Origin of the sequence: Providencia sp. (assembly GCF_003533305.1) — a bacterium.
GTDB lineage: Bacteria > Pseudomonadota > Gammaproteobacteria > Enterobacterales > Enterobacteriaceae > Providencia.
The window spans coordinates 22,606-46,255 of sequence record NZ_DOEH01000005.1 but is presented as its reverse complement, the minus strand read 5'-3'; the positions used below and the strand labels follow the sequence as shown (position 1 = coordinate 46,255).

General features: G+C 41.1%; 21 protein-coding genes. 5 read left to right on the top strand and 16 right to left on the bottom strand.

Annotated elements, in window-relative coordinates; all coding sequences use genetic code 11:
- Position 1: 1 nt before the first annotated feature.
- From DD649_RS01450 to yacG, 4 genes are all read left to right on the top strand, one after another.
- A complete protein-coding gene (locus DD649_RS01450; protein ID WP_294102725.1) occupies positions 2-1,189 on the top strand; it encodes a type II secretion system F family protein in 1,188 nt (395 codons plus the stop codon).
- Positions 1,190-1,369: 180 nt separating this feature from the next.
- Positions 1,370-1,975 carry a dephospho-CoA kinase gene (gene coaE / locus DD649_RS01445; RefSeq protein ID WP_294102722.1) on the top strand — a complete coding sequence of 202 codons (606 nt, stop codon included), beginning with the start codon at positions 1,370-1,372 and terminating at the stop codon, positions 1,973-1,975.
- 8 nt (positions 1,976-1,983) lie between these two features.
- Positions 1,984-2,742, top strand: a complete 759-nt coding sequence (gene zapD / locus DD649_RS01440; protein WP_336428725.1) for a cell division protein ZapD — start codon at positions 1,984-1,986, stop codon at positions 2,740-2,742.
- 32 nt (positions 2,743-2,774) lie between these two features.
- Positions 2,775-2,978, top strand: coding sequence for a DNA gyrase inhibitor YacG (yacG, locus tag DD649_RS01435; RefSeq protein WP_294102718.1), 204 nt, complete (start codon positions 2,775-2,777; stop codon positions 2,976-2,978).
- A gap of 105 nt (positions 2,979-3,083) precedes the next feature.
- Here the strand turns inward: yacG and mutT are convergent, their stop codons facing one another.
- The 3 genes from mutT to secM all read right to left on the bottom strand — a co-directional run bounded on the left by mutT (position 3,084) and on the right by secM (position 6,908).
- Positions 3,084-3,476: an 8-oxo-dGTP diphosphatase MutT gene (gene mutT, locus DD649_RS01430; protein WP_294102716.1), complete on the bottom strand. Its 393-nt coding sequence runs from the start codon at positions 3,474-3,476 to the stop codon at positions 3,084-3,086.
- A 98-nt stretch (positions 3,477-3,574) separates the two neighbouring features.
- Positions 3,575-6,286: a preprotein translocase subunit SecA gene (gene secA / locus DD649_RS01425; protein WP_294102714.1), complete on the bottom strand. Its 2,712-nt coding sequence runs from the start codon at positions 6,284-6,286 to the stop codon at positions 3,575-3,577.
- A 94-nt stretch (positions 6,287-6,380) separates the two neighbouring features.
- A complete protein-coding gene (gene secM, locus DD649_RS01420) occupies positions 6,381-6,908 on the bottom strand; it encodes a secA translation cis-regulator SecM (protein WP_294102711.1) in 528 nt (175 codons plus the stop codon).
- A gap of 84 nt (positions 6,909-6,992) precedes the next feature.
- Between secM and DD649_RS01415 the strand changes: the two genes are divergently transcribed.
- Positions 6,993-7,526 (top strand): DciA family protein, encoded by a 534-nt coding sequence (locus tag DD649_RS01415; RefSeq protein ID WP_294102704.1) that lies wholly within the window; start codon positions 6,993-6,995, stop codon positions 7,524-7,526.
- Between the two features lie 42 nt (positions 7,527-7,568).
- Here the strand turns inward: DD649_RS01415 and lpxC are convergent, their stop codons facing one another.
- From lpxC to ftsI, 13 genes are all read right to left on the bottom strand, one after another.
- Entirely contained in the window at positions 7,569-8,486 is a 918-nt protein-coding gene (lpxC, locus tag DD649_RS01410; RefSeq protein ID WP_294102701.1) for a UDP-3-O-acyl-N-acetylglucosamine deacetylase, read from the bottom strand.
- A 100-nt stretch (positions 8,487-8,586) separates the two neighbouring features.
- A complete protein-coding gene (gene ftsZ / locus DD649_RS01405; protein WP_042845111.1) occupies positions 8,587-9,744 on the bottom strand; it encodes a cell division protein FtsZ in 1,158 nt (385 codons plus the stop codon).
- Positions 9,745-9,800: 56 nt separating this feature from the next.
- Positions 9,801-11,057, bottom strand: coding sequence for a cell division protein FtsA (gene ftsA / locus DD649_RS01400; RefSeq protein ID WP_294102643.1), 1,257 nt, complete (start codon positions 11,055-11,057; stop codon positions 9,801-9,803).
- A 36-nt stretch (positions 11,058-11,093) separates the two neighbouring features.
- Complete coding sequence (ftsQ, locus tag DD649_RS01395) at positions 11,094-11,906, bottom strand: cell division protein FtsQ (RefSeq protein ID WP_294102641.1); 813 nt, start codon at positions 11,904-11,906, stop codon at positions 11,094-11,096.
- 1 nt (position 11,907) lies between these two features.
- Complete coding sequence (locus tag DD649_RS01390; protein ID WP_294102639.1) at positions 11,908-12,828, bottom strand: D-alanine--D-alanine ligase; 921 nt, start codon at positions 12,826-12,828, stop codon at positions 11,908-11,910.
- A gap of 2 nt (positions 12,829-12,830) precedes the next feature.
- The gene (gene murC / locus DD649_RS01385; RefSeq protein ID WP_294102860.1) at positions 12,831-14,249 is read right to left on the bottom strand and encodes a UDP-N-acetylmuramate--L-alanine ligase; all 1,419 of its coding nucleotides are present in this window, start codon (positions 14,247-14,249) and stop codon (positions 12,831-12,833) included.
- Between the two features lie 104 nt (positions 14,250-14,353).
- Positions 14,354-15,433 (bottom strand): undecaprenyldiphospho-muramoylpentapeptide beta-N-acetylglucosaminyltransferase, encoded by a 1,080-nt coding sequence (murG, locus tag DD649_RS01380; RefSeq protein ID WP_294102634.1) that lies wholly within the window; start codon positions 15,431-15,433, stop codon positions 14,354-14,356.
- Entirely contained in the window at positions 15,430-16,623 is a 1,194-nt protein-coding gene (gene ftsW, locus DD649_RS01375; protein ID WP_336428707.1) for a cell division protein FtsW, read from the bottom strand. Before ftsW ends, murG begins: the two co-directional genes overlap by 4 nt.
- Positions 16,623-17,963 carry a UDP-N-acetylmuramoyl-L-alanine--D-glutamate ligase gene (murD, locus tag DD649_RS01370; RefSeq protein ID WP_294102629.1) on the bottom strand — a complete coding sequence of 447 codons (1,341 nt, stop codon included), beginning with the start codon at positions 17,961-17,963 and terminating at the stop codon, positions 16,623-16,625. The genes ftsW and murD overlap by 1 nt, the downstream gene beginning before the upstream one ends.
- Before the next feature lies 1 nt (position 17,964).
- Positions 17,965-19,047, bottom strand: coding sequence for a phospho-N-acetylmuramoyl-pentapeptide-transferase (gene mraY / locus DD649_RS01365; RefSeq protein WP_294102627.1), 1,083 nt, complete (start codon positions 19,045-19,047; stop codon positions 17,965-17,967).
- Entirely contained in the window at positions 19,041-20,405 is a 1,365-nt protein-coding gene (gene murF / locus DD649_RS01360; protein ID WP_294102625.1) for a UDP-N-acetylmuramoyl-tripeptide--D-alanyl-D-alanine ligase, read from the bottom strand. Before murF ends, mraY begins: the two co-directional genes overlap by 7 nt.
- On the bottom strand, positions 20,402-21,889 hold the full coding sequence (murE, locus tag DD649_RS01355) for a UDP-N-acetylmuramoyl-L-alanyl-D-glutamate--2,6-diaminopimelate ligase (protein ID WP_336428704.1): 1,488 nt from the start codon (positions 21,887-21,889) through the stop codon (positions 20,402-20,404). Before murE ends, murF begins: the two co-directional genes overlap by 4 nt.
- Complete coding sequence (gene ftsI / locus DD649_RS01350) at positions 21,876-23,642, bottom strand: peptidoglycan glycosyltransferase FtsI (protein ID WP_294102619.1); 1,767 nt, start codon at positions 23,640-23,642, stop codon at positions 21,876-21,878. The genes murE and ftsI overlap by 14 nt, the downstream gene beginning before the upstream one ends.
- Positions 23,643-23,650 lie beyond the last annotated feature (8 nt).

Genomic DNA, 23,650 nt, shown 5'->3' with positions numbered 1-23,650 from the left:
TATGTTTATATACTCCTATACGGCAATCAATAGCCATAATGATTTAATAAAAGACACATTAATTGCTAAAAATAAAAAGCAGGCGCTATTAATTATTATTGAAAATAATCTAATACCTTTAAAAATAAAGCTAAAAGCCATTTTCAATTTAAATAAATTAAATTTGAATTATCGAATTCATTTCTTTCATCAATTAAGTATATTGACATCTTCAGGAATAAACTTACTTCAATGTTTGAGTATTTTAAAATCCAACTGTCAACTACCACTTTGGAACTATATTATTTCATGTTCAATCAATAACTTGAAGAAAGGTGAAAGTTTCGCTAAAAACCTAAAACAACATCCGACTATCTTTGACAGCACCACTTTAAGCCTAATAATAATTGCTGAAAAAACAGGACAGTATGAAAATAGTTTTACTATTATAACGACTATGTTAGAGCATAACATTGAAACAACGCAAATCATTAAGAAAGCCTTGAGATACCCAATTACTCTCATAATATTTTCAATTATTCTTTTATCAATTATGTTACTGTATGTTATTCCTCAATTTGAAAATATTTATTCGACATTTCAACATGAACTTCCATTCTTAACACAAATTATGATAACTATATCTAACCGAATTAGAGATGAGTTTTATCTATTCTTTATATTAATCTCACTCTTTATATTATGTATAATCAAATTTAGAACAGAATTTAAGAAACACCTCCATCAGCTTTCAACAATCATTCCCTATTTTGGACAATTAATACAATTTCACAATTTATCTATCTATTTTTTAACATTATCATCGACATTAAAAGCAGGTTTACCATTGCCTGAATGCTTAAATTGTGCAATCGGAACTATCACTAATAATCACTATCATAAAGATAGTCAGTTCATCCATAGTACTGTAATTAAAGGCGAGTCATTATCCAGTGCGATGAACCAAACCCTTTTTTTTCCGAGTTTAGCAATTCAACTTATATCTATCGCCGAAGAAACAGATAAGCTTCAATACTTTACACAGTATTTATTCAAATATTATTCTAAACAATATGCAGATATAACAAAGCAAAGACTTAAAAATCTTGAACCAATTTTACTTGTTTTAATTTCAAGTCTTATCGGTGTGATAATGTTAGCGATGTATTTGCCAATATTTAATCTAGGTAATGTAATTACCGGTGTTTAATAACCTATTCTAGGGATAAAATTTTTACCTTTATGTTATAAACAGAATGTAATTTGTATATGTCCCCCACTCTTGTTATATGTTATAAATTGTATGTCATATATGTTACAGTGAGAGCAGACAAATTCGAAATTTCAGTGTAATCTATTTTTATTAACAATATATAAATGAATAAATATTATGTCCTATATAGTCGCTTTAACAGGTGGTATTGGAAGTGGTAAAACAACCGTTGCAAATGAATTTGCGGCGCTTGGCGTGCCTGTTGTCGATGCTGATATCATTGCACGACAAGTTGTGGAACCCGGTACTCCAGCCTTAGATGCTATTGCATTGCATTTTGGAAAGGCAATCCTTAATGTTGATGGCTCCCTGAATAGAAACTATCTACGAGAAATTATTTTTTCTAATATTGAACAAAAGAAATGGTTAAATGCATTACTTCATCCACTAATTCAGAAAGAAACAAAAAAACAATTACAGCAAGTTAATTATCCATATGTCATATGGGTTGTTCCCTTACTAATAGAAAATAATATTTCTCACTTAGCGGATCGAGTACTTGTAGTTGATGTAACTGAAGAAGAGCAAATATTAAGAACCATTGAAAGAGATAACATTAGCCGTGAACAAGCTATTAATATATTAAATGCACAAGTCAGTAGAGAAAAGCGCTTATCTTATGCAGATGATATAGTTACAAATCATACAAATGGTCCCAGTATTGCCAATAAGGTTGCAGCACTTCACAAACAATATTTAACACAAGCAAAAACTAAAAAATAGGAATTTTAATGGGCGAACTAACTTCAACAAACTTCATCACCTATGAATATCCAATGAATGAAAAAATCCGCTCTTGGTTGCGCCTTGAAACCCTTTTAGCGCAAGTTTATGAACTTAGTCATATTACCTCCTATTCTTCAGGTATTGCTTTTTTTCGTGCTATTTCTGAATTAATTGAAATACTTGATAGAGGTGAAGTCCGCTCTGAGCTTGTAAAAGAACTCGAAAAACAACGATCTCGTTTATTAACTTGGGCTGAGTCACCAAATGCTGATAATCAATTAATTAACTCTTTACTTAACGAGCTATCGGAAAAAATCAGCCGATTAATGTCAGCATCTCGATCTGGGCATCAGCTAAGATCTGATAAAATCATCAGTATGGTTCGTCAACGCCTAAGTATTCCAGGGGGATGCTGTAGCTTCGATTTACCAACATTACAGCTATGGTTAAATATCCCTCAATCTCAAAGAGATAACACAATTAAAGGCTGGCTTGATAGCATTGAACCATTAAAAGACATATTGCAAACCATTCTAACCTTAATTCGCCAATCCGGAACTTTCGAAACTAAAGCATCACATAATGGATTTTTTCAAGATAGCGTGGAAGGAAAAGAACTCCTTCGAATTAAGTTATCTGCAGAACATCTTATTTATCCTCAAATTTCAGGCCATAAAACACGTTTTGCTCTTCGTTTTCTCCACATAGATAGTGAGAATGGTATACTACCCGAAGTCATCACCTTTGAACTATCTTGCTGCTGATGAAAGCAAACATTTACGAGTGAAAAATTTTTATGAATGAATATATTGAAGTAAATTGTCCAACCTGCCAAAAAACAGTTGTTTGGAATGAAGATAGTCCCTTTCGTCCATTTTGCAGTAAACGCTGTCAATTGATTGATCTTGGAGAATGGGCAAGCGAAGAAAAATATATTGAAAGCCAAGGCGAGATATCAGACAGCGATAATTGGAGTGAACTACCAGAGAATAATGGTTAATTGCCTACTTATCTTTAAATTTAAAATGGGAAGCATAAGTTGATACGATATGCTTTCCACTTACCATTATTTATTAAAATTTTTCAATATCATTGGTAGCTGAAATTATTGAGTCAGCATTTCCACAATAATACGATTAGCAGGCGGAAATTCACTTGCGATCAAATCTTGCTGCTCTACCCAACGTGATTTTTGCCCTTCTTTTCCATAAGGCTCATTATGCCAGACCAATACGATAAAAAAGTAAAGTGTTATAAACCTATCGTCTAGTTCATGCTCAACCCTGTGAAATAATTTGCTTTCTGTAACTATAATACCAACTTCTTCCTCAAGTTCCCTAATTAAAGCATCTTCAGGCTGTTCACCTTGCTCTAACTTTCCTCCGGGAAACTCCCAAAATCCGGCCATATGAGTACCTTCTGGGCGCTCAGTTATGAATATTTGCTGCTTTGTATTACGAATAATACCTGCAGCGATATGCAGATGTTTTTTTTCCATAATTTCTTCGTTAAAAAGGCGGGAAGTCCCGCCTTTCTTATTTTTTATAATTGATCGTTTTACGATTTAATCGTTCAACTTAATCAGTAGATTGAACATTAATTCAATCGGCCATGACACTGTTTATATTTCTTACCTGAACCGCAAGGACATGGATCATTACGACCTATTTTATGACCTTGTGTTGCAATCTTAGCTTCCGTTTCTGTCATTAAAGATTCAGCACTAGAATCATGACTTAGCTGTTGTTTTTTCGCTAAACGTTCAGCTTCTTCTCTGCGCTGTTGCTCTAATGCTTCAACTTCTTCAGGTAAGCGAACTTGAACTTTAGATAACGTGCTTATCACTTCATATTTTAAAGTTTCAAGCATATTAGCAAACATGCTAAACGATTCGCGTTTGTACTCTTGCTTAGGATCTTTTTGTGCATAACCACGTAAATGGATACCTTGGCGCAGGTAGTCCATTGATGCTAAATGTTCTTTCCATAAGGTATCTAAAGTTTGTAGCATGATACCTTTTTCGAAATTACGCATAGCTTCAACGCCAACAATTTCTTCTTTACGTTGATAAATTTCAACTGCTTTTTCCATAATGCGCTCACGAAGTGTTTCTTCATGCAGCTCTGGCTCTTTATCAAGCCACTCTTTCATTGGTAAATCTAAATCGAAATCGTTAACAAGACGCTGATGCAATCCGTCGATATCCCACATTTCTTCTAACGATTGTGGTGGGATATAGGCATCCATTGTCGTAGTAAAGACATCTTCACGAATACTATCAACGGTTTCTTTAATATCACCGCCATCAAGTAATTCATTACGCTGTGAATAGATTGCACGACGCTGGTCACTCGCAACATCATCGTACTCAAGTAGCTGCTTACGAATATCAAAGTTACGGCTTTCAACTTTACGCTGAGCATTAGCAATTGCTTTGGTAACCCAAGGATGTTCAATCGCTTCCCCTGGTTTCATACCTAATTTTTTCATCATCCCAGTAACACGGTCTGATGCGAAAATACGCATTAATGCATCTTCCATTGAAAGATAGAAACGAGATGAACCCGCATCCCCTTGACGACCGGCACGACCACGTAACTGGTTATCAATACGACGAGATTCATGGCGCTCTGTACCAATAATATGTAAACCACCCGATGCTAATACTGCATCATGGCGAATTTTCCATTGCGCTTTAATTTCATCAATTTGTTCTTGAGTCGGTTCTTCTAATGCGGCGACTTCTGTCTGCCAGCTACCGCCAAGCACGATATCGGTACCACGACCAGCCATGTTAGTTGCAATTGTTACCGCAGCAGATTGACCTGCGTTTGCAATAATTTCCGCTTCCATTGCGTGGAACTTTGCATTCAAAACGTTATGCGCAATTTTAGCTTTTTTCAGTGCATTAGAAATAAGCTCTGATTTTTCGATTGAAATTGTACCAACCAGAACCGGTTGACCATTAGCCGTTCTTTCACGAATATCTTCAATGATAGCCTCAAATTTATCTGCTTCGTTCATATAAACTAAGTCAGGTAAATCTTTACGTACCATAGGGCGGTTAGTTGGAATAACAATGGTATCAAGCTTATAGATTGAGCTAAACTCGAATGCTTCTGTATCAGCAGTACCTGTCATACCCGCTAATTTTTCATATAAACGGAAATAGTTCTGGAATGTTATCGAAGCCAGTGTTTGGTTTTCATTTTGAATTTCAACACCTTCTTTCGCTTCTACTGCTTGATGCAGACCATCAGACCAACGACGGCCTTCCATTGTACGACCTGTATGCTCATCGACAATAACAACTTGGCCATCTTTAACGATGTAGTCAACATCAAGGGTAAACAATGCATGAGCCCGCAGACCGGCCATAACATGATGCATTAACATAATGTTCGCAGGCGAATACAGTGACTCACCCTCAGTCATCAAGCCCTCTTCGGCCAATAACTCTTCAACCAATACTAAACCACGCTCTGTAATCGTAACTTGACGCGCTTTTTCATCAACAGAAAAGTGACCTTCACCGTGGAAAGTATCTGAATCTTCTTTCTCTTGGCGAATAAGCTTTGGTATTAATTTATCAACTTTTTGATACAGTTCAGAGCTATCTTCCGCAGGCCCTGAAATGATAAGTGGTGTACGCGCCTCATCGATTAAGATTGAGTCAACTTCATCCACCAATGCATAGTGTAGTTTGCGTTGAACGCGCTCTTCAGGACTAAATGCCATGTTGTCGCGTAAATAGTCAAAACCGAATTCGTTATTGGTACCGTAAGTAATGTCTTCTGCATAAGCTTGACGCTTAGCAGGAGGAGCCATACCTGATAAGTTAATACCGATAGTTAAACCGAGAAATTCAAATAATGGACGGTTATTTTCCGCATCTCGCTTAGCCAAATAGTCATTCACGGTTACTACGTGAACGCCCTTACCAGTCAATGCATTGAGGTAAGCGGGCAAAGTTGCCGTCAGCGTTTTACCTTCACCTGTACGCATTTCTGCGATACAGCGTTCATTCAAAACCATACCACCGATTAACTGAACATCGAAGTGACGCATACCAAAAACACGTCGGCTAGCTTCACGTACTGTTGCAAACGCCTCTGGAATAAGACTGTCTAAACTTTCATTTTTGCTTAAACGCTCACGAAACTCAGCCGTTTTTGCTTTTAATTCTTCGTCAGTGAGTTTTTCATATTCAGGCTCAAGGCGATTAATTTTTTCAACTTCTTTACGTAAACGACGCAGCGTACGATCGTTACGGCTACCAAAAACTTTCGTTAATAATTTTGTTAACATATTTTATATCTCAGGAAAATCAATTAGTTATTTAATAATAAATTTGAACGACGATATACCACACGAACAAGTGATGTAATCGCGTTAATAGTAACTAGGCAATAACAGGGCCAGCCCTGATGCCATGAACCTGAGCAATCCATATCGCGGGTTGATATGTAATAAAGAGAGGATAAACATAACTGCTTGTTTGAGCTACATTTTCATGCAATTGAAGTGAACGCTGCCCCAACATGGCATATAGCGTATCTAACATTAACTGAGGCGCAAGTAATGGTTCTTTTTGAGCTTCTTGTTTATTTGAATCGTCATCTTCTTGAGTGGAGAAAGCAAATGTAAGCTGTCTAATCACATTTCTGACTGCATGCTGCTGCCAGTAATTAACAGAATAAGAAGAAGATGAGGAAGAACGCTGGGAATTCTGTTGTGCAAATAGATTATCGAAAGCATTAACCGCTTGGCTTTGACGATTAACAGGCGAAGAGTTGATTTGAGTATGTTGTGATTCAGATAGCGCATTTAAAATTGTAGGCAAGCCGACACCTGTAGCCACCACACCAAGTAAAAGGTGGGACCAAAAGTATCTTCTTCCTAATTGTCGCCAAAAATTTAAAATACCCATCGAACTCTTATATAATTTATCTGTTACAGTAGCATGATTCGCACATAGATTTTAATCATCATCACTCGGAAGTCGGAGCTAACAATGAGAGATAGTCAACCACAAGCACTTTTTGATGTTCTCGAAGGCTCATTAGCGAAAACGTCGAGCCCCTTACAAATTATTCAGCAAAATGCAAAAGCCATTATCAAACTGAATCGCATTGTGGGTGATTTACTACCGACTGAACTTAAACCCATGTGCCGAGTTGCTAACTATCGTAATAATATTATGGTTATCGAAGTAGCTAATGCCAGTTGGATGACCCGACTTAATTACGAAAAAATAAATCTACTTTCTGCATTAAGAACTTCTATTCTACCATCTTTATCTTCAATCGACATCAGAATCAACCCAGATCTAATGCGAAAAACAAGGCAAAATAGCTCATTCAATAAGCAAACAGCACCATTTAAGCAAAAAAAGAATGAAAGAAAAATAAGTTTAGAGACCGCTGATCAGCTATTAAAACTGGCAAAAAGAAGCCCTAAGGGATTGAAAGAAAAATTTGAGCGGTTGGCTGCACTAGCCGGAGAGAGTACTAGTGCAGCCAACAGAGGAAAGACTAACTCTGATTAAATCATTTCAGAGATAGCAATAGCACTGCTGTATAAGCTTAATTTATGCGTATACAGCTGAAGGTGCTTTGAATGCCACTGGCAATTCAGCTTCATCTTCAAAAGTAACCAGATCCCAAGCCGATTCTTTTGCAAGAACAGCTTGTAGAAGTTTGTTATTCAATGCGTGACCTGATTTGAATGCAGTAAATGCACCAATAATATTATGGCCACACATGAATAGGTCACCAATTGCATCAAGCATTTTGTGGCGAACAAATTCATCTTCAAAACGTAAACCATCTTCATTGAGGACTTTATAGTCATCAACAACAATGGCGCAGTCAAAACTACCGCCTAAGCATAAGCCCTTCGATTGCAGATATTCGATATCACGCATAAAACCAAAAGTACGTGCACGGCTAATTTGATTAACAAATGATTCAGCTGAAAAATCAAGCGAATAACTTTGAGTACTGCTATCAATTGCCGGATGTTGGAAGTCGATAGTAAAATCAAGGCTAAAACCATTATAAGGTTTCATTTCTGCCCATTTATCGCCATCTTCAACACGTACAGTTTCTTTAATACGCAAAAATTTCTTTGCACAATTTAATTCTTCAATGCCACCATCAAGTAGCAAGAAAACAAAAGGTGCTGCACTGCCATCCATGATAGGGATTTCAGGCGCATTGACTTCAATAACAATGTTATCGATACCTAATCCAGCTAAAGCAGCATTCAAATGTTCAACAGTTGAGATACGCACGTTATCTTCATTGACTAAGCAAGTACATAACATGGTATCGCGAACTGATTTCGCATCTGCCGGAAAATCAACCGGTGGATTAAGGTCAGTACGACGGTAGATGACCCCGGTATTCGCCGGCGCTGGACGTAAAGTAAGCGTAACTTTCTTGCCGGTATGTAAACCAACACCAGTCGCATTAATAATACGTTTAAGTGTCCTTTGTTTGATCATCGTATATTTCTCGCAATGTTATAAGTCCTACTGATTATCATACAGGACAATCAGTAGGAAATTTTAGCACAAAAAGCGGAGAATCCAATATAATTAAAAATTAATCGGCTTGCTTACGCAAGAACGCAGGAATATCAAGATAATCCGGTTCTTTATTTGTTTGCGTATTTTGGTCATTGACCGCTTTAGCCGCTGGTTTCTCTTCTGTTAATGAAGACATGCTATTTTGCATTTGCTGATAGCGTTGCTCCATTGATGTTTGCTGAGACATTTTATTGCTTACTAAAGTAATTTCTGGACGTTTGTCCATGCCAATACCTGTAGCAACAACAGTCACACGCAGCTCTTCGTGCATTTCTGGGTCTAGAGAAGTACCAATTACAACCGTTGCATTATCAGATGCGAATGCACGAATAGTATTACCTACCGTTTCAAACTCATCCAAACGCAGGTCAAAACCAGCCGTAATGTTAACCAACACACCACGCGCACCAGACAAGTCGATATCTTCTAGCAGTGGGCTAGAAATTGCCATTTCAGCAGCTTCTTCAGCTCTATCTTCACCACGAGCGACACCGGAACCCATCATCGCATAGCCCATTTCTGACATAACAGTACGCACGTCAGCAAAGTCTACGTTCATTAAACCTGGGCGAGTAATTAGTTCTGCGATACCTTGAACTGCACCTTTAAGTACGTCATTTGCCGCACCGAAAGCATCAAGTAAAGAGATACCACGACCAAGTACTTTTAATAATTTATCATTAGGAATGGTGATCAATGAGTCAACATGCTTTGACAACTCAGTGATACCAGCCTCTGCAAATGCCATACGTTTTTTGCCTTCAAAATTGAATGGCTTTGTCACGACAGCAACAGTCAAAATACCTAATTCTTTGGCAACTTCAGCAACCACTGGCGCTGCACCAGTACCAGTACCACCACCCATACCAGCTGCGATGAATACCATATCGGCACCATCGAGGGCATTACGTAATGCTTCGCGGTCTTCTTCAGCAGCATTGCGGCCAACTTCAGGATTTGCGCCAGCGCCCAGACCTTTAGTAATACCCGTACCTATCTGAATGGTTTGCCCTACTGCTGTTTTGCGCAAGGCTTGTGCGTCAGTGTTCACAGCGAAGAATTCAACGCCTTCGATACGCTCACGCACCATGTGTTCTACGGCATTACCGCCGCCGCCACCAACACCGATGACTTTAATCACCGCATCATTGGTTAGCTCCATTGGTTCAAACATAATTTCTCTCCGTTTTGTGCTTACTTCGAAGCTAATAATATGCTTCTGAATAAAAATTAAAATTCTTTTCTCAACCAGCTCGTGATTTTACTAAACCAATTGCTAACTGAAGCACGTTTTTCCGTCTCGGTATCATCGCCAAGATGGCTTTCTTTGCCGTAATGTAGAAGCCCTACTGCTGTTGAGTAGTATGGCTCCTGCGCATAATCTGTTAATCCAGTTATATTAAGTGGAGCACCAATTCTGACTTGTGTATGGAAGACTTTCTGTGCACATTCGACTAATCCATCGATTTGTGCCGCGCCGCCCGTCAAAACAATACCCGCTGCCAGATGGTGTTTGACACCTTGTTGGCGTAACTGTTCCTGTAAATTTAATATTTCTTCATTTACTAGATTTAATAACTCAGTATAACGCGGCTCAATAACTTCTGCTAAGGTTTGCCGCTGTAAGCTTCTTGGTGGACGTCCGCCCACACTCGGTACTTCAACGGTTTCATCTTTACTCACAATAGAGCCGACCGCACAACCATGACGAACCTTGATGGCCTCTGCGTCACTCGGTGGTGTACCAAAAGCATACGCGATGTCACTCGTTACCACATTACCTGCGTAAGGAATAACCTTAGTATGACGTAAAGCACCACCAGTATAAACAGCCATATCCATTGTGCCGCCACCAATATCGACAACACAAACACCTAATTCACGTTCATCTTCAGTTAAAACGGCGTAACTCGCGGCTAGACCTGCAAATATAAGCTGATCAACTTTTAAACCACAACGCTCTACCGCTTTAACAATATTCTTTGCCATATCATTATGACAGGTGATTAAATGGACTTTTGCTTGCATACGAACACCGGACAGTCCAACCGGATTTTTAATGCCTTCTTGATAGTCAATCGCAAACTCTTGCGGGATCACATGCAAAATACGGTGTTCATCGCGTACTCTAACTGATTTTGCGGTATGAACGACACTATCAACATCTTCTTGAGTGACTTCTTCTTCTGAAATTGGCACCATTCCAATTTCATTCTGGCAGCTAACATGTTTACCCGATAACCCAAGGTAGACAGAGGATATTTGGCAATCGGCCATTAATTCAGCCTGATCAATTGCTCTTTGCACGCATTTCACAACCGATTCAAGGTCGTTCACGCCGCCTTTATCCATGCCACGAGATGGGCAACTTCCCACCCCGATAATATTAACCATACCATCGGGCAGAATTTCGCCTACAAGGGCCGATACCTTGGAAGTTCCAATCTCAAGGCCTACCACTAATTTTCTGTCCGTTGCTTTTATCATTTGCTTCTGCCTAATTTGAGTTCTTAGCAATATTTATTATTGAAACCCCGGAGGGGCATCGACCAATAAAGGCGCCCACCCCACCGCAGCACCACTGGTATAACGAAGATCAACATAATCAACTCGTTTATCCGTTGTTTGCTGTAAAAGCGGATAAAGTTCAAGGAATCTATTTAACCGCTCTAATACTTCTTTTTTACCTAGCTCAATTCTTACGTCATTATCTAAGATTATCTGCCATGCATTTCGCGCTGTCATTGAAATCGATTTTAACTTCAAGTCGTGCTTCGCCAGAATATCTTTTAAAATGACATATTCTTTAAGTACTTCTTTCTGGCTTCCTTGAGGTCCATACAGTAAGACGTAATCGCCTTTACCATTTTCTGTTACGGGAAGGCTAAACACTCGCCCTTCCCCATCCACCATGTTTTGATCATTCCATCTGGCAAACGGCACATACTCAGCAATATGGATCTTTAATTCATCTGGCCACTGTTTTCGCACTGTGACTTGGCGTATCCATGGCATCATACTAATTTGATTTTGAATGGCATTCACATCAACAGTCATAAAAGTACCTGGCTGCCCAAGGGATAAAATCGCCTTTCTGACATCATCGTTCTTTGTGTAGTGGCGCTCACCTGTCAACACTAACTTGGACATTGGTAGCCTATCCGCATCCTTCATCCAAGTCATCACGGTCCAACCACTCCAAACGATTGTACTCACAACCACTAAGAAAAAGAACAATCCACTCAAAAATGAACCATTACTTGGCCCCGAATAGGGGTCTTCATCATTCCCATTATTATGTTTATGATGCTTAACGTTTAACGCTGCCTGCGACATATTAGCGAGCCAATTCCAAAATACGCACAACTAACTGCGAAAAATTCAATCCTGCTTGATTAGCGGCCATTGGCACTAAGCTATGGCTAGTCATACCTGGCGAGGTATTCACTTCTAACAGGTAAAATTGACCATCACTATCTTGCATTACGTCAACTCGACCCCAACCACGGCAACCAACAGTTTTATATGCATTTATTGACAATTCTGACAATGCCGACTCCAATTGTGCATTTAAGCCACTTGGGCAAAAATACTGCGTTTCGTCAGAAAGATATTTTGCTTCATAGTCATAAAAAATACCCGGTGGTTGGATACGGATTGAAGGTAATGTTTCATCACCTAGCACTGCAACCGTATATTCAGGGCCACTAAGCCATTTTTCAATCAATAATGTTTCATCAAAACGAAACGCGAGCTCAAGGGCAGCAGGCAGAGCTTCTAAGCTATCAACCTTGCTCATGCCAACACTCGAACCTTCTAAACTTGGTTTAACAATCAGTGGAAGACCCAAATGCATCGCTTGTTCTGCGATTTGCTGTTTGGTTTTTTCTGCATATTGTTGTTTTGTTAATGAAATATAAGGCGAAACACTCAGTCCGGCACCTTGCCACAACTGTTTAGTCCGCAGTTTATCCATACTCAAAGCCGATGCCATCACACCACTACCGGTATAAGGAAGTTCTAAAAACTCAAGCATGCCTTGGATTGTACCGTCTTCACCACCACGGCCATGTAGGGCAATGAAAACTTTATCAAATCCTGCTTCTTTTAACGTCACCACAGGGAAGTCTTTGGTATCAATAGGATACGCATCAATGCCTGCTTGGCGAAGACCAGCCAATACAGCACTTCCTGACTGAAGTGAAACTTCACGTTCAGCGGACGTTCCTCCTAATAGAACCGCAACTTTCTCTGTCATGCTTACTCCTCAACCATCGGTGGTTGTAATTTCGTATCTGCGAGGTTTTTCGCTATTTTACCAATATTTCCTGCGCCTTGAACTAAAATTAAATCGTTATCGTTAAGTGCTTTAGCCAAAATTTGACTAACTTGTTCTGAATCAGCGATAAATATTGGATCTACCAGCCCACGACCACGAATTGTTCGACATAATGAACGGCTATCTGCTCCCGGCACATGCTTCTCACCAGCCGCATAAACTTCTAACATTAACAATACATCGACCTGACTCAGTACATGCGCAAAATCATCATATAAATCACGAGTACGCGTATAGCGATGTGGTTGAAATATCATCACAATACGTTTATCAGGCCATCCGGCTCTCGCCGCTTTTATTGTTGCGTCCACTTCTGTTGGGTGATGACCATAATCATCAACTAGCATCACCTCACCTTCTTTACCATTCACATGTCGAAGAGCGTAATTACCTAGGAAATCAAAACGACGCCCCGTTCCTTGGAACTCAACTAATGCAGTCAAAATATGAAGGTCATCAATCCCTTCTTCTGTTGCAACGGCGACCGCTGCTGTTGCATTAAGGGCATTGTGGCGACCCGGCGCATTAAGTACCACGGTCAATTCAGGCATACCTTCACGCGCTATCGTAAAGAATCCTTGATTTCCTTTTTGCTCATACTGCGTAATTCTTACATCTGCATCTTCGCTAAAACCATAAGTGGTGATATAACGACCGACTCGTGGCAATAATGAACGGATCACGGGATCATCAACACACATCACTGCGCGGCCATAAAATGGCAAGTTATGCAGAAAATTAATGAAGGTATCTGTCAGGTTATCAAAATTACCCTGATAGGTATCCATATGATCGGCTTCAATATTTGTAATAACCGCCACTAAAGGTTGTAAATGCAAAAACGATGCATCACTTTCATCAGCTTCAGCAATTAAATAGCGGCTACTACCTAAACGTGCATGTGTGCCTGCTGATTTAACAAGTCCACCGTTAACAAAAGTTGGGTCTAACCCTGCTTGCGCATAAATGCCCGAAATCATAGCTGTTGTTGTCGTTTTACCGTGAGTGCCTGCAACCGCAATACCATGGCGGTAACGCATTAGTTCAGCTAACATTTCAGCACGACGTATAACAGGTATACGCAATTCATTTGCCGCTTTAATTTCTGGGTTTTCTGCAGAAATAGCGGTTGAAACAACCACAACACTCGCATTTTCAACATTTTCAGGGCGATGATTAAAATAAATTGTTGCGCCTAAATCCGTTAATTGCTGAGTGACTGCGTTTGGTGCCAAATCTGATCCACTAATTTCATAACCTTCATTAGCCAACACTTCAGCGATACCACCCATGCCAGCACCACCGATGCCAACAAAATGGATGTGCCTGACTCTTCTCATTTCTGGCACTGATGTTCTTAATTTCGCTAATTGTTGTGTATTCACTATATGTCTTCGCTTCTTATATAAATTCTGTATCGGTTTTAACTCATGATGGCTGCATTTTATTTAGCATTAGCCACTTCGCAAATCACAGCTGCTACACGCTCCGTCGCATCTGTAATGGCGCAGCTATACGCTTTTTCTGCCATCGATAATAATTCTGATCTATCCCACTGTTCTAGTAAGCTAGCAACAGCTTCTGCCGTAAATTGTGGCTGCTCGATAATTTTTGCAGCACCAGCCTTTTCTAATGGCAAAGCATTCCAATATTGCTGACGGTCTTTATGCTGAAAAGGGACAAAAATAGCAGGTAAACCTGCTGCTGCAACTTCGCTAACCGTTAGAGCTCCTGAACGACAGATAACAAGATCCGCCCATGCATAAGCTTGCGCCATATCGTCAATAAATTCAGTAACTTTATGTTCAGAATTGCCTGAAACTTGCAGATGTTCATTATACAACGCTTCAGTCGATTCCTTACTTCCTTTTCCAGCTTGATGCCATATATTTAACTGTTTGTTCGTTTTTTCGACAACTTTGGGCATAACTTGATTTAAAATACGCGCACCTTGGCTACCGCCGACAACCAAAATTCGCATAGCCCCTTCCCTACCAGCAAATCGCGCTTGCGGGGCAGGTAAAGCTAATACATCATCACGTACCGGATTACCCACTATAGGCGCATTTGGAAATGCGCCCGGAAATGCCTGTAATACTCTTTTTGCAATTATTGATAACCATTTATTGGTTAAGCCTGCAATACCGTTTTGTTCATGCAATACAACCGGTACGCCACACTGCCATGCCGCAATGCCACCGGGACCTGATACATATCCGCCCATACCCAATACTGCATCTGGCTGATAGCGCTCAATGATGGCCTTAGCTTGACGAATAGCTTTATAAATACGCCAAGGTGCACCAATCATTGCTGCAATACCTTTGCCTCTTAAACCTGATATCTGAATAAATTCAATCTCAATTCCATGCTTCGGTACTAAGGTTGCTTCCATACGGTCTGCTGTGCCCAACCAACGAATTTCCCAGCCTTGAGCCTGCAAATAATGTGCTACCGCTAGGCCAGGAAAAACATGTCCACCTGTTCCGCCAGCCATGACGAGTAATTTTTTTGCCTGACTCATTTGGTACTCCTTACAAAGGCCTGAGCTTTTTCTAAACGTGTTTCATAATCGATCCGCAGTAATACTGCTATCGCAGCCGACATGACTAATAAACTTGAACCACCGTAACTGATTAAAGGTAAAGTTAATCCTTTAGTTGGCAGCATGCCCGCAGCAGCACCAACATTAACCAACGCTTGGAAGGTAAACCAGATACCAATGGCACAAGCAAGGTATCCGCCAAATAATTGATTAGAAAGTAATGCACGTCGACCGATCATCATTGCTCTAAATGCCAACATGAAAACCATAATCAGAACAAGTACAACACCTATATAACCAAGCTCTTCAGCGAGTATTGAAAAAATAAAGTCCGTGTGCGCTTCGGGCAAATATTCTAGTTTTTGAACTGAATTACCTAAGCCTTGACCGAATAATTCCCCTCGACCAAATGCCATTAATGATTGGGTTAATTGATAACCACTCCCAAAGGGATCATCCCATGGATTCAAAAATGATGTCACACGACGCAAACGATACGGCTCAAACCAAATCAATGCGAGCACGCCGACAACACAAGCAGTAATACCAATAATAAAAGGAGCTAACCGAGCACCGGCTAAAAAAAGTAGTCCTAACGTCGTAACGACTAATACAATTGCAGTACCTAAATCAGGTTGTAACAACAACAAAAATGCCATTGCTATCAAAATACACATGGGTTTTACAAACCCAAGGAAACGTGTGCGTACTTCTTCTGATTTACGGACTAAGTAACTAGAAACATAACAAAAGAGCGCAAACTTTGAAATTTCAGCAGGCTGGATTTTAACAATACCAATATCAATCCAACGCGAGGCACCATTAACGGAACTTCCCGCAACTAATACCACACCTAACATTGCTAATGAGAGCATCAATAAAATGTAATTATACTTTTCCCACATCGCCATCGAAATTCGCATCACACCTAAAGCCAGTATGAAGGCTACCACAAGGTACATGACGTCGCGTTTAGCAAAGTAAAAAGGATCATTAGTCAGTCGCTGGCCAACAGGCATTGATGCCGAGGTTACCATAATGAAACCAACTGTCGCCAAACCAAATGCTAACCATACCAAAGTACGATCGTACAATGTCGTGCCTGAAATTACGCCAAGCTTTTCACCGATGACCCAACCTTTTAAGCGCGCTGCACCGGGTATCATCATTAACCTAACTCCTTGGCTAACTGAGCAAATATATCGCCACGCTGCTCAAAGCTTTTGAACTGATCCAAACTTGCACAAGCCGGCGACAACAACACCATATCGCCATTCTTCAAACTTGGGGCTAATTGACGCAAGCTTTGTTCCATAGTGTCAGTTAATACTGATTTTTCAGGTGCTAATTGCGCTAATGCTTTACCATCTCGGCCAAAACAATAAAGGCGGTAATTATCCGCAGATATATAGTTTTTCAATGATGAGAAATCAGCAGACTTCCCATCACCGCCTAGCAATAAATAAATAGTGCCATCAACATGCAAACCGTTTAGTGCCGCTTCGGTGCTACCTACATTTGTTGCTTTAGAGTCGTTTATCCAACGAACGCCTTTATTAAATAAGACTAATTGAAAACGATGAACTAAACCTGCATATGTTTTGAGCACTTGAATACTTGCGCTACGCGCTATACCCGCAGTATCTGCGAGCGCAAGCGCGGCCAATGCATTCAGATAATTATGTTGCCCTGTCATGTGCATTTGCGCTACATCCAACACGGCTTCCCCTTTAGCGACTAAAACTCGCTTTTGGGTATCAAAGAAATAATCACCGCTATTGAGACCAAAACTAATACATTCATTCACGGAATAGTTTTGCGGTAATGTTAGCGGGTCTTGTGCATTCACAATGCAGTTCAGTGCATTATGATAAATTTTTAATTTAGCTTCACGATACTGTTGCAGACCTAATGGATATCTATCCATATGATCTTCACTGATATTAAGTACCGTTGCTGCAATCGCTTTTAAGCTTGAAGTCGTTTCGAGTTGAAAACTTGATAACTCTAAAACATATAATTCATGACCTGAATTCAGTAATGATAGGGCTGGAATACCTATATTGCCGCCGACACCAACAGAAATACCGGCAGCTTTTGCCATTTCGCCAACGAGAGATGTCACTGTGCTTTTACCATTTGACCCAGTAATAGCAATAATAGGCGCATCTGCCTCACGACAAAACAATTCGATGTCACCAACAATTTCAATACCCTGACTAGCGGCTTGCTGTAATTGTTTGGTTGCCAACGCAATACCCGGGCTTGCCACAATTAAATCAGCTTCTTGCAGCCATTCATCATTTAAGCTACCGCAATGACATTCAACATTTTCAGGGAGTTTATCTACACCAGGTGGAACAGCGCGAGTATCCATAACGCGAGGCACGACACCTCGAGTAAGAAAAAAGTGAACACAAGATAGGCCTGTTAATCCTAAGCCTACAATGATGACTTTTTTACCCAGATATTTTTCATCTGGCTGTTTACTTCCCTGATAAATGCTCATGTTAACGCACCTTCAATGTTGCCAGTCCAATAAGGACCAACATTAAAGAGATGATCCAGAAACGTACAATGACGCGTGGTTCTGGCCAGCCTTTCAATTCATAGTGATGGTGAATTGGTGCCATACGAAATATTCTTTGCCCACGTAATTTGAATGAGCCAACTTGCAAAATCACCGACAATGTTTCGACAACAAATACACCGCCCATGATAACTAATAAGAATTCTTGGCGCAGTAATACGGCAATCGTTCCAAGTGCGCCACCTAATGCTAACGAGCCCACATCGCCCATAAAAACTTGCGCTGGATAAGTGTTAAACCATAAAAACCCAAGCCCCGCGCCCACAATAGCGGTACAGACAATAACCAGCTCACCCGCATGTGGTATGAATGGGATATGCAAATAACTAGCAAAGTTGACGTTACCTGTTGCCCAAGCCACCAATGCAAAACCAGCAGCGACAAATACGGTTGGCATGATAGCAAGGCCATCTAAGCCATCAGTGAGGTTAACCGCATTACTGGTTCCAACGATCACGAAATAAGCCAGTAAAATATAAAGCATACCTAATTGCGGCATGACATCTTTGAAAAAAGGCACAACTAGCTGGGTAGCAGGAGTATCTTTACCGATAGCATACATAGTGAACGCGATGACTAAAGCGATAACTGACTGCCAAAAATATTTCCAACGAGCGATTAATCCACGGGTATCTTTTCTGACGACTTTACGATAATCATCGATAAACCCGACTACGCCATATCCAATTAGGACAAAAAGAACGCACCAAACATAAGGGTTATCTAAACGCGCCCAAAGTAAGGTGGAAACTGTGATAGAAAATAGGATGAGCAAGCCCCCCATAGTCGGGGTTCCGCGTTTACTAAAGTGAGACTCAGGACCTTCACTGCGCACAACTTGACCGATTTGCATTTTTTGCAAGTAAGCAATCAGGTGTGGCCCCATCCATAATGCGATAGCAAGTGCTGTCAGCAAACCGACAATGGCTCTGAACGTCAAATAAGAAAAGACGTTCAGGACAGAAAACTTATGTACCAATATCTCGGCAAGCCAGACTAACATTTGAAGCACTCCTTCAATGCATTCACAACATCTTCCATCGCGGAGCTGCGTGAACCTTTCACTAAAATAGAAACAACATCATTTCCCTGCACTAGAGGAATGAGTCGAGTTAATAACGCGTCTTTAAGAGCGAAGTGCTCACCGCACTCACTAAATTGACTGATAATTTCACTGAGTTCACCAACACTCAGCACTTTATCTAATCCAGCTTGTTTAGCCGCTAAGCCAACACGCTGATGGCATGCATGAGCGTAATCACCTAACTCTCCCATATCACCAACGACCAATACACGATAGCCCGGCATTTTAGCCAATACATTAACCGCTGCAATCATTGAGCCATCGTTAGCATTGTAAGTGTCATCTAAGACCACTTTATTTTCACTTAACCGTACTGGATACAAGCGTCCGGGCACTGCTTGCGTCTGCGCGATACCACTTTGGATATCAGTCAGTGTGGCACCCACAGAAATAGCCAGTGCACTTGCTGCTAAAACATTGGCAATATTATGTACACCCGGGAGTGGCAAGGTAATTTCGACCTGCCCAACAGGGGTATGCAGAGTAAAATCTGTCGTGAGTTGTTTGATTTGAATATTAGATGGGTAGAAATCCGCTTTAGCTTGCGCTGTCAGTGAGTAATACCAAACCGTCTGACGTGGTTGGAATTGCCATAATTCACTGTAGCTATCAAGGTTAACAATCGCCGTACCTTCATCAGGCAATCCTTGATATATCTCGCCTTTAGCTCTCGCTACACCTTCTGGAGAACCAAAGCCTGCCAGATGTGCTCCGAATAAATTATTGACCAATGCAGTTTCTGGTTTAACGATATTTGTCGTGTACGCAATTTCATTTGGATGATTAGCGCCCATTTCAATCACTGCATAATCGAACTCATCAGTTAATCTAAATAGCGTTAATGGCACACCTATATCATTGTTCAGATTTCCCGAGGTATACAAGGTATTTCCGCGTTCAGACAAAATTGACGCGGTCATTTCTTTGACCGATGTTTTACCAGAAGAACCGGTTAAACCAACAACTTTTGCTTTACTTGCTTGGCGAACCCAAGCGGCTAACTGCCCCATGGCAATTCGCGTATCTTCAACAATCACTTGAGGGCAATCTACCGCTAAAAGCCTTTCAACTAATAATGCTTTTGCGCCAGCAAGGACAACTTGTTCAGCGAAATTATGTGCATCAAAACGCTCGCCTTTTAACGCAATAAATAAGCAATCTTGCCCAATATTACGGCTATCCGTACTGACATTATGAAGCTGCAACTCATTATTAGCCGCTTTTTCAATACGCCCCTGAGTTACTTGCGCTAGCTGGGTTAATGTAATTGGGATCATGCGATTACCCCCAGTAACCTTGCCACCGTTAAGCGATCTGAATAATCTAACTTACGATGACCAATAATTTGATAGTCTTCATGACCTTTACCCGCGATGAGGATCACGTCATCAGGTGCCGCTTGTAAGATTGTGCTTGTAACCGCTTCAGGGCGACCCGGTATCGCTAATACGCGACTTGAGTCCAGAATACCCGCCATGATGTCATTAATAATGTCTAATGGATCTTCACTGCGAGGGTTGTCATCCGTGATGACAACTTTATCAGCCCACTCTTCTGCGGCTGCGCCCATCAATGGACGCTTGCCTTTATCTCTATCACCACCGCAACCAAATACACACCATAATTGGCCTGCACAATGTAAACGTGCGGCTGCAAGGGCTTTTTCCAATGCATCTGGTGTATGAGCATAATCAACCACAACGGTAGGCTTGCCTTGCGCATTAAACACTTCCATGCGCCCACAAACAGGCTCAAGGGACGATGTCGCTGCAAGTAATTGTTCCAATGGATAATCCATCATTAACAATGTCGCCATTGCTAAAAGTAAATTACTGACATTGAATGCGCCCATCAAAGGGCTTTCAAATGAACCATTTCCCCATGAAGAATCAAAGTGAATAGTCGCGCCTTTATCGTGGTATTCAACATCAGTTGCTTGTAACCAAGGCCCTTGCCAATGGCTTGGAAGGCGATTTTCTATTGAAACTGCACAAGCTTGTGGTAAACGTTGTAACCATTTCAATCCAACGGCATCATCTGCATTTATAATTTGAGTTTTTGCATTGTGCGTTGAAAATAAAAGCCACTTAGCGGCTTCATAGTTCTCCATGTCACCATGGTAATCAAGGTGATCACGGCTTAGATTGGTAAATACAGCAGCATCAAATGACAGTGCAGCAACACGACCTTGCACTAAACCATGGGAAGAAACTTCCATTGCCGTCAAGGTCGCTTTTTTGTTCAGTAGTTGAGTTAACTCAAGTTGAATATCGACCGCTGAACCCGTGGTATTCTCACTTGGCGATACTTGTCCTAATAACCCATTACCCACGGTTCCCATCACCGCGCTGACTTCGCCTAGACCTTTCGCCCATTGAGCAATTAGCTGCGTTGTGGTTGTTTTGCCATTAGTTCCCGTCACACCGATTAATTTCATTTGTGCAGAAGGATGATGATAAAATTCGCCAGCCAAAGCCGATAAACGATTATTCAAATCATTCAAATAAATAACGGGTACACCGTGGCTGAAACGTATTTCACCTTCTGACGCTTCGCCCTGCGCTTCAGCGATGACAGCAGAAACACCCTGAGCAATCGCTTGAGGGATATAATGTCTGCCATCTGACTCATGGCCTTTTATTGCAATAAACAGATCACCCGCGGCAGCCTTTCGACTGTCTAGCGTCATCTCACGCAGTGAGATATTTTCCGTGCTCACACCAAAAGGTGAGAGAAGCTCACAAAGATTACGATCTGCCACTTTTAACCTCTTTTTGACTGTTCACTATTTCGTTTTTGTCACCTGACGGTAATGCATCTGGTTCAATATTCGTGAGCCTTAAAACACCGCCCATAATGGCTCCAAATACCGGTGCAGATACCGCACCACCATAATATTTCCCTGCACTTGGCTCATTGATAAGCACCACAAGTGCATAGCGAGGATTGCTTGCTGGAGCAACACCTGCGGCATATGCGATATATTTATCAATATAACGGCCTTCAGGTCCGACTTTTTTCGCGGTCCCTGTTTTAATTGCAATCCGATAGCCTTTAATTGCTGCACGTGTTCCCCCGCCTCCCGGTAGAGCAACACTTTCCATCATATGAACAACCGTTCTCATTATCGGCTCAGGAAAAACGCGCGTTCCAGCAACAGGTGGGTCAACTTTAGTAATTGACAGTGGACGATAGATACCGAAACTGCCAATCGTTGCATAGGCACGCGCTAATTGTAATGGTGTTACCATTTGCCCGTACCCGAAAGAAAAGGTGGCCCTTTCTAAATCAGACCACCGTGTTTTTTTACTTGGAAAGATACCACTACTTTCCCCGACTAACCCCAGATTGGTCGGTTTGCCAAACCCAAAGCGGCCATACACATCCACCAACTCTGTAGCAGGCATCGCTAACGCCAGTTTAGAAACACCAACGTTACTCGATTTCTGTAAAATACCGGTAATAGATAGCTCTGCATAACGTGCAACGTCTTTAATTTCATGACCGCTGATACGATATGGATAGGTATTTAATACGGTATTCTCTGTCACTATCTTATTGTGTAACGCACTCATCACCACCATCGGTTTTACTGTCGAACCAGGTTCAAAAATATCGGTAATAGCGCGGTTACGCATGAATTCCATCGGCGTGCCAGCAAGATTATTTGGATTATATGACGGGCTATTGGCTATCGCTAAAATCTCTCCCGTATGCACATCAACTAAGATGGCCACGCCTGACTCAGCTTTATTTTCCTGAACACCGCGAGTGAGCTCTCGGTATACAATTGATTGAATTCTTTCATCAATGCTCAATGTAAGATTATGCGCCGCTTGGCTATCGACGGAAGAAACTGTTTCAATCACTCGTCCGTTGCGGTCTTTACGCACAATGCGCTCACCCGGCAATCCTTTTAACCAACGATCAAAGCTTTTTTCAACCCCTTCAATACCTTCCCCATCAATATTAGTCACACCGAGTAAGTGGGCAGTCACGGGACCTGATGGGTAATAACGACGCGATTCTTTACGTAAATAAATACCCGGTATTTTTAGCTTGCGAACGTAGTCACCGATCGTTGGATTAACCTGACGAGCGATATAAACAAAGCGACCTCTTGGGTTCGCGGATATTTTGGTGGTAATTTGTTCTAATGGAATATCAAGTGCTTCAGCAAGCGCTTTCCAGTGTTCATCGTGGCTAATGCCGCCTTTTTCAAAAATTTCTTTTGGATCAGCCCAAATTGCATTAACTGGTACGCTCACCGCTAATTGACGACCTTCCCTATCACTTATCATGCCACGAGCGGTTGCTACTTCTTGTACACGTAAGGAGCGCATATCCCCTTCTTTAACTAATTTTTCAGGGGCGATAATTTGTAAGTAAGCTACTCGGGTCAGTAGACCGACTAAAGCTAAGACAATGCATCCGCACAGCAAAACAAAGCGCCAGCGAACAAAGCTGGTGGTTTCTTCTTGTTTCTTGTTTTTAGCTGTTTTAGGTGCTTTCATTAGGACCC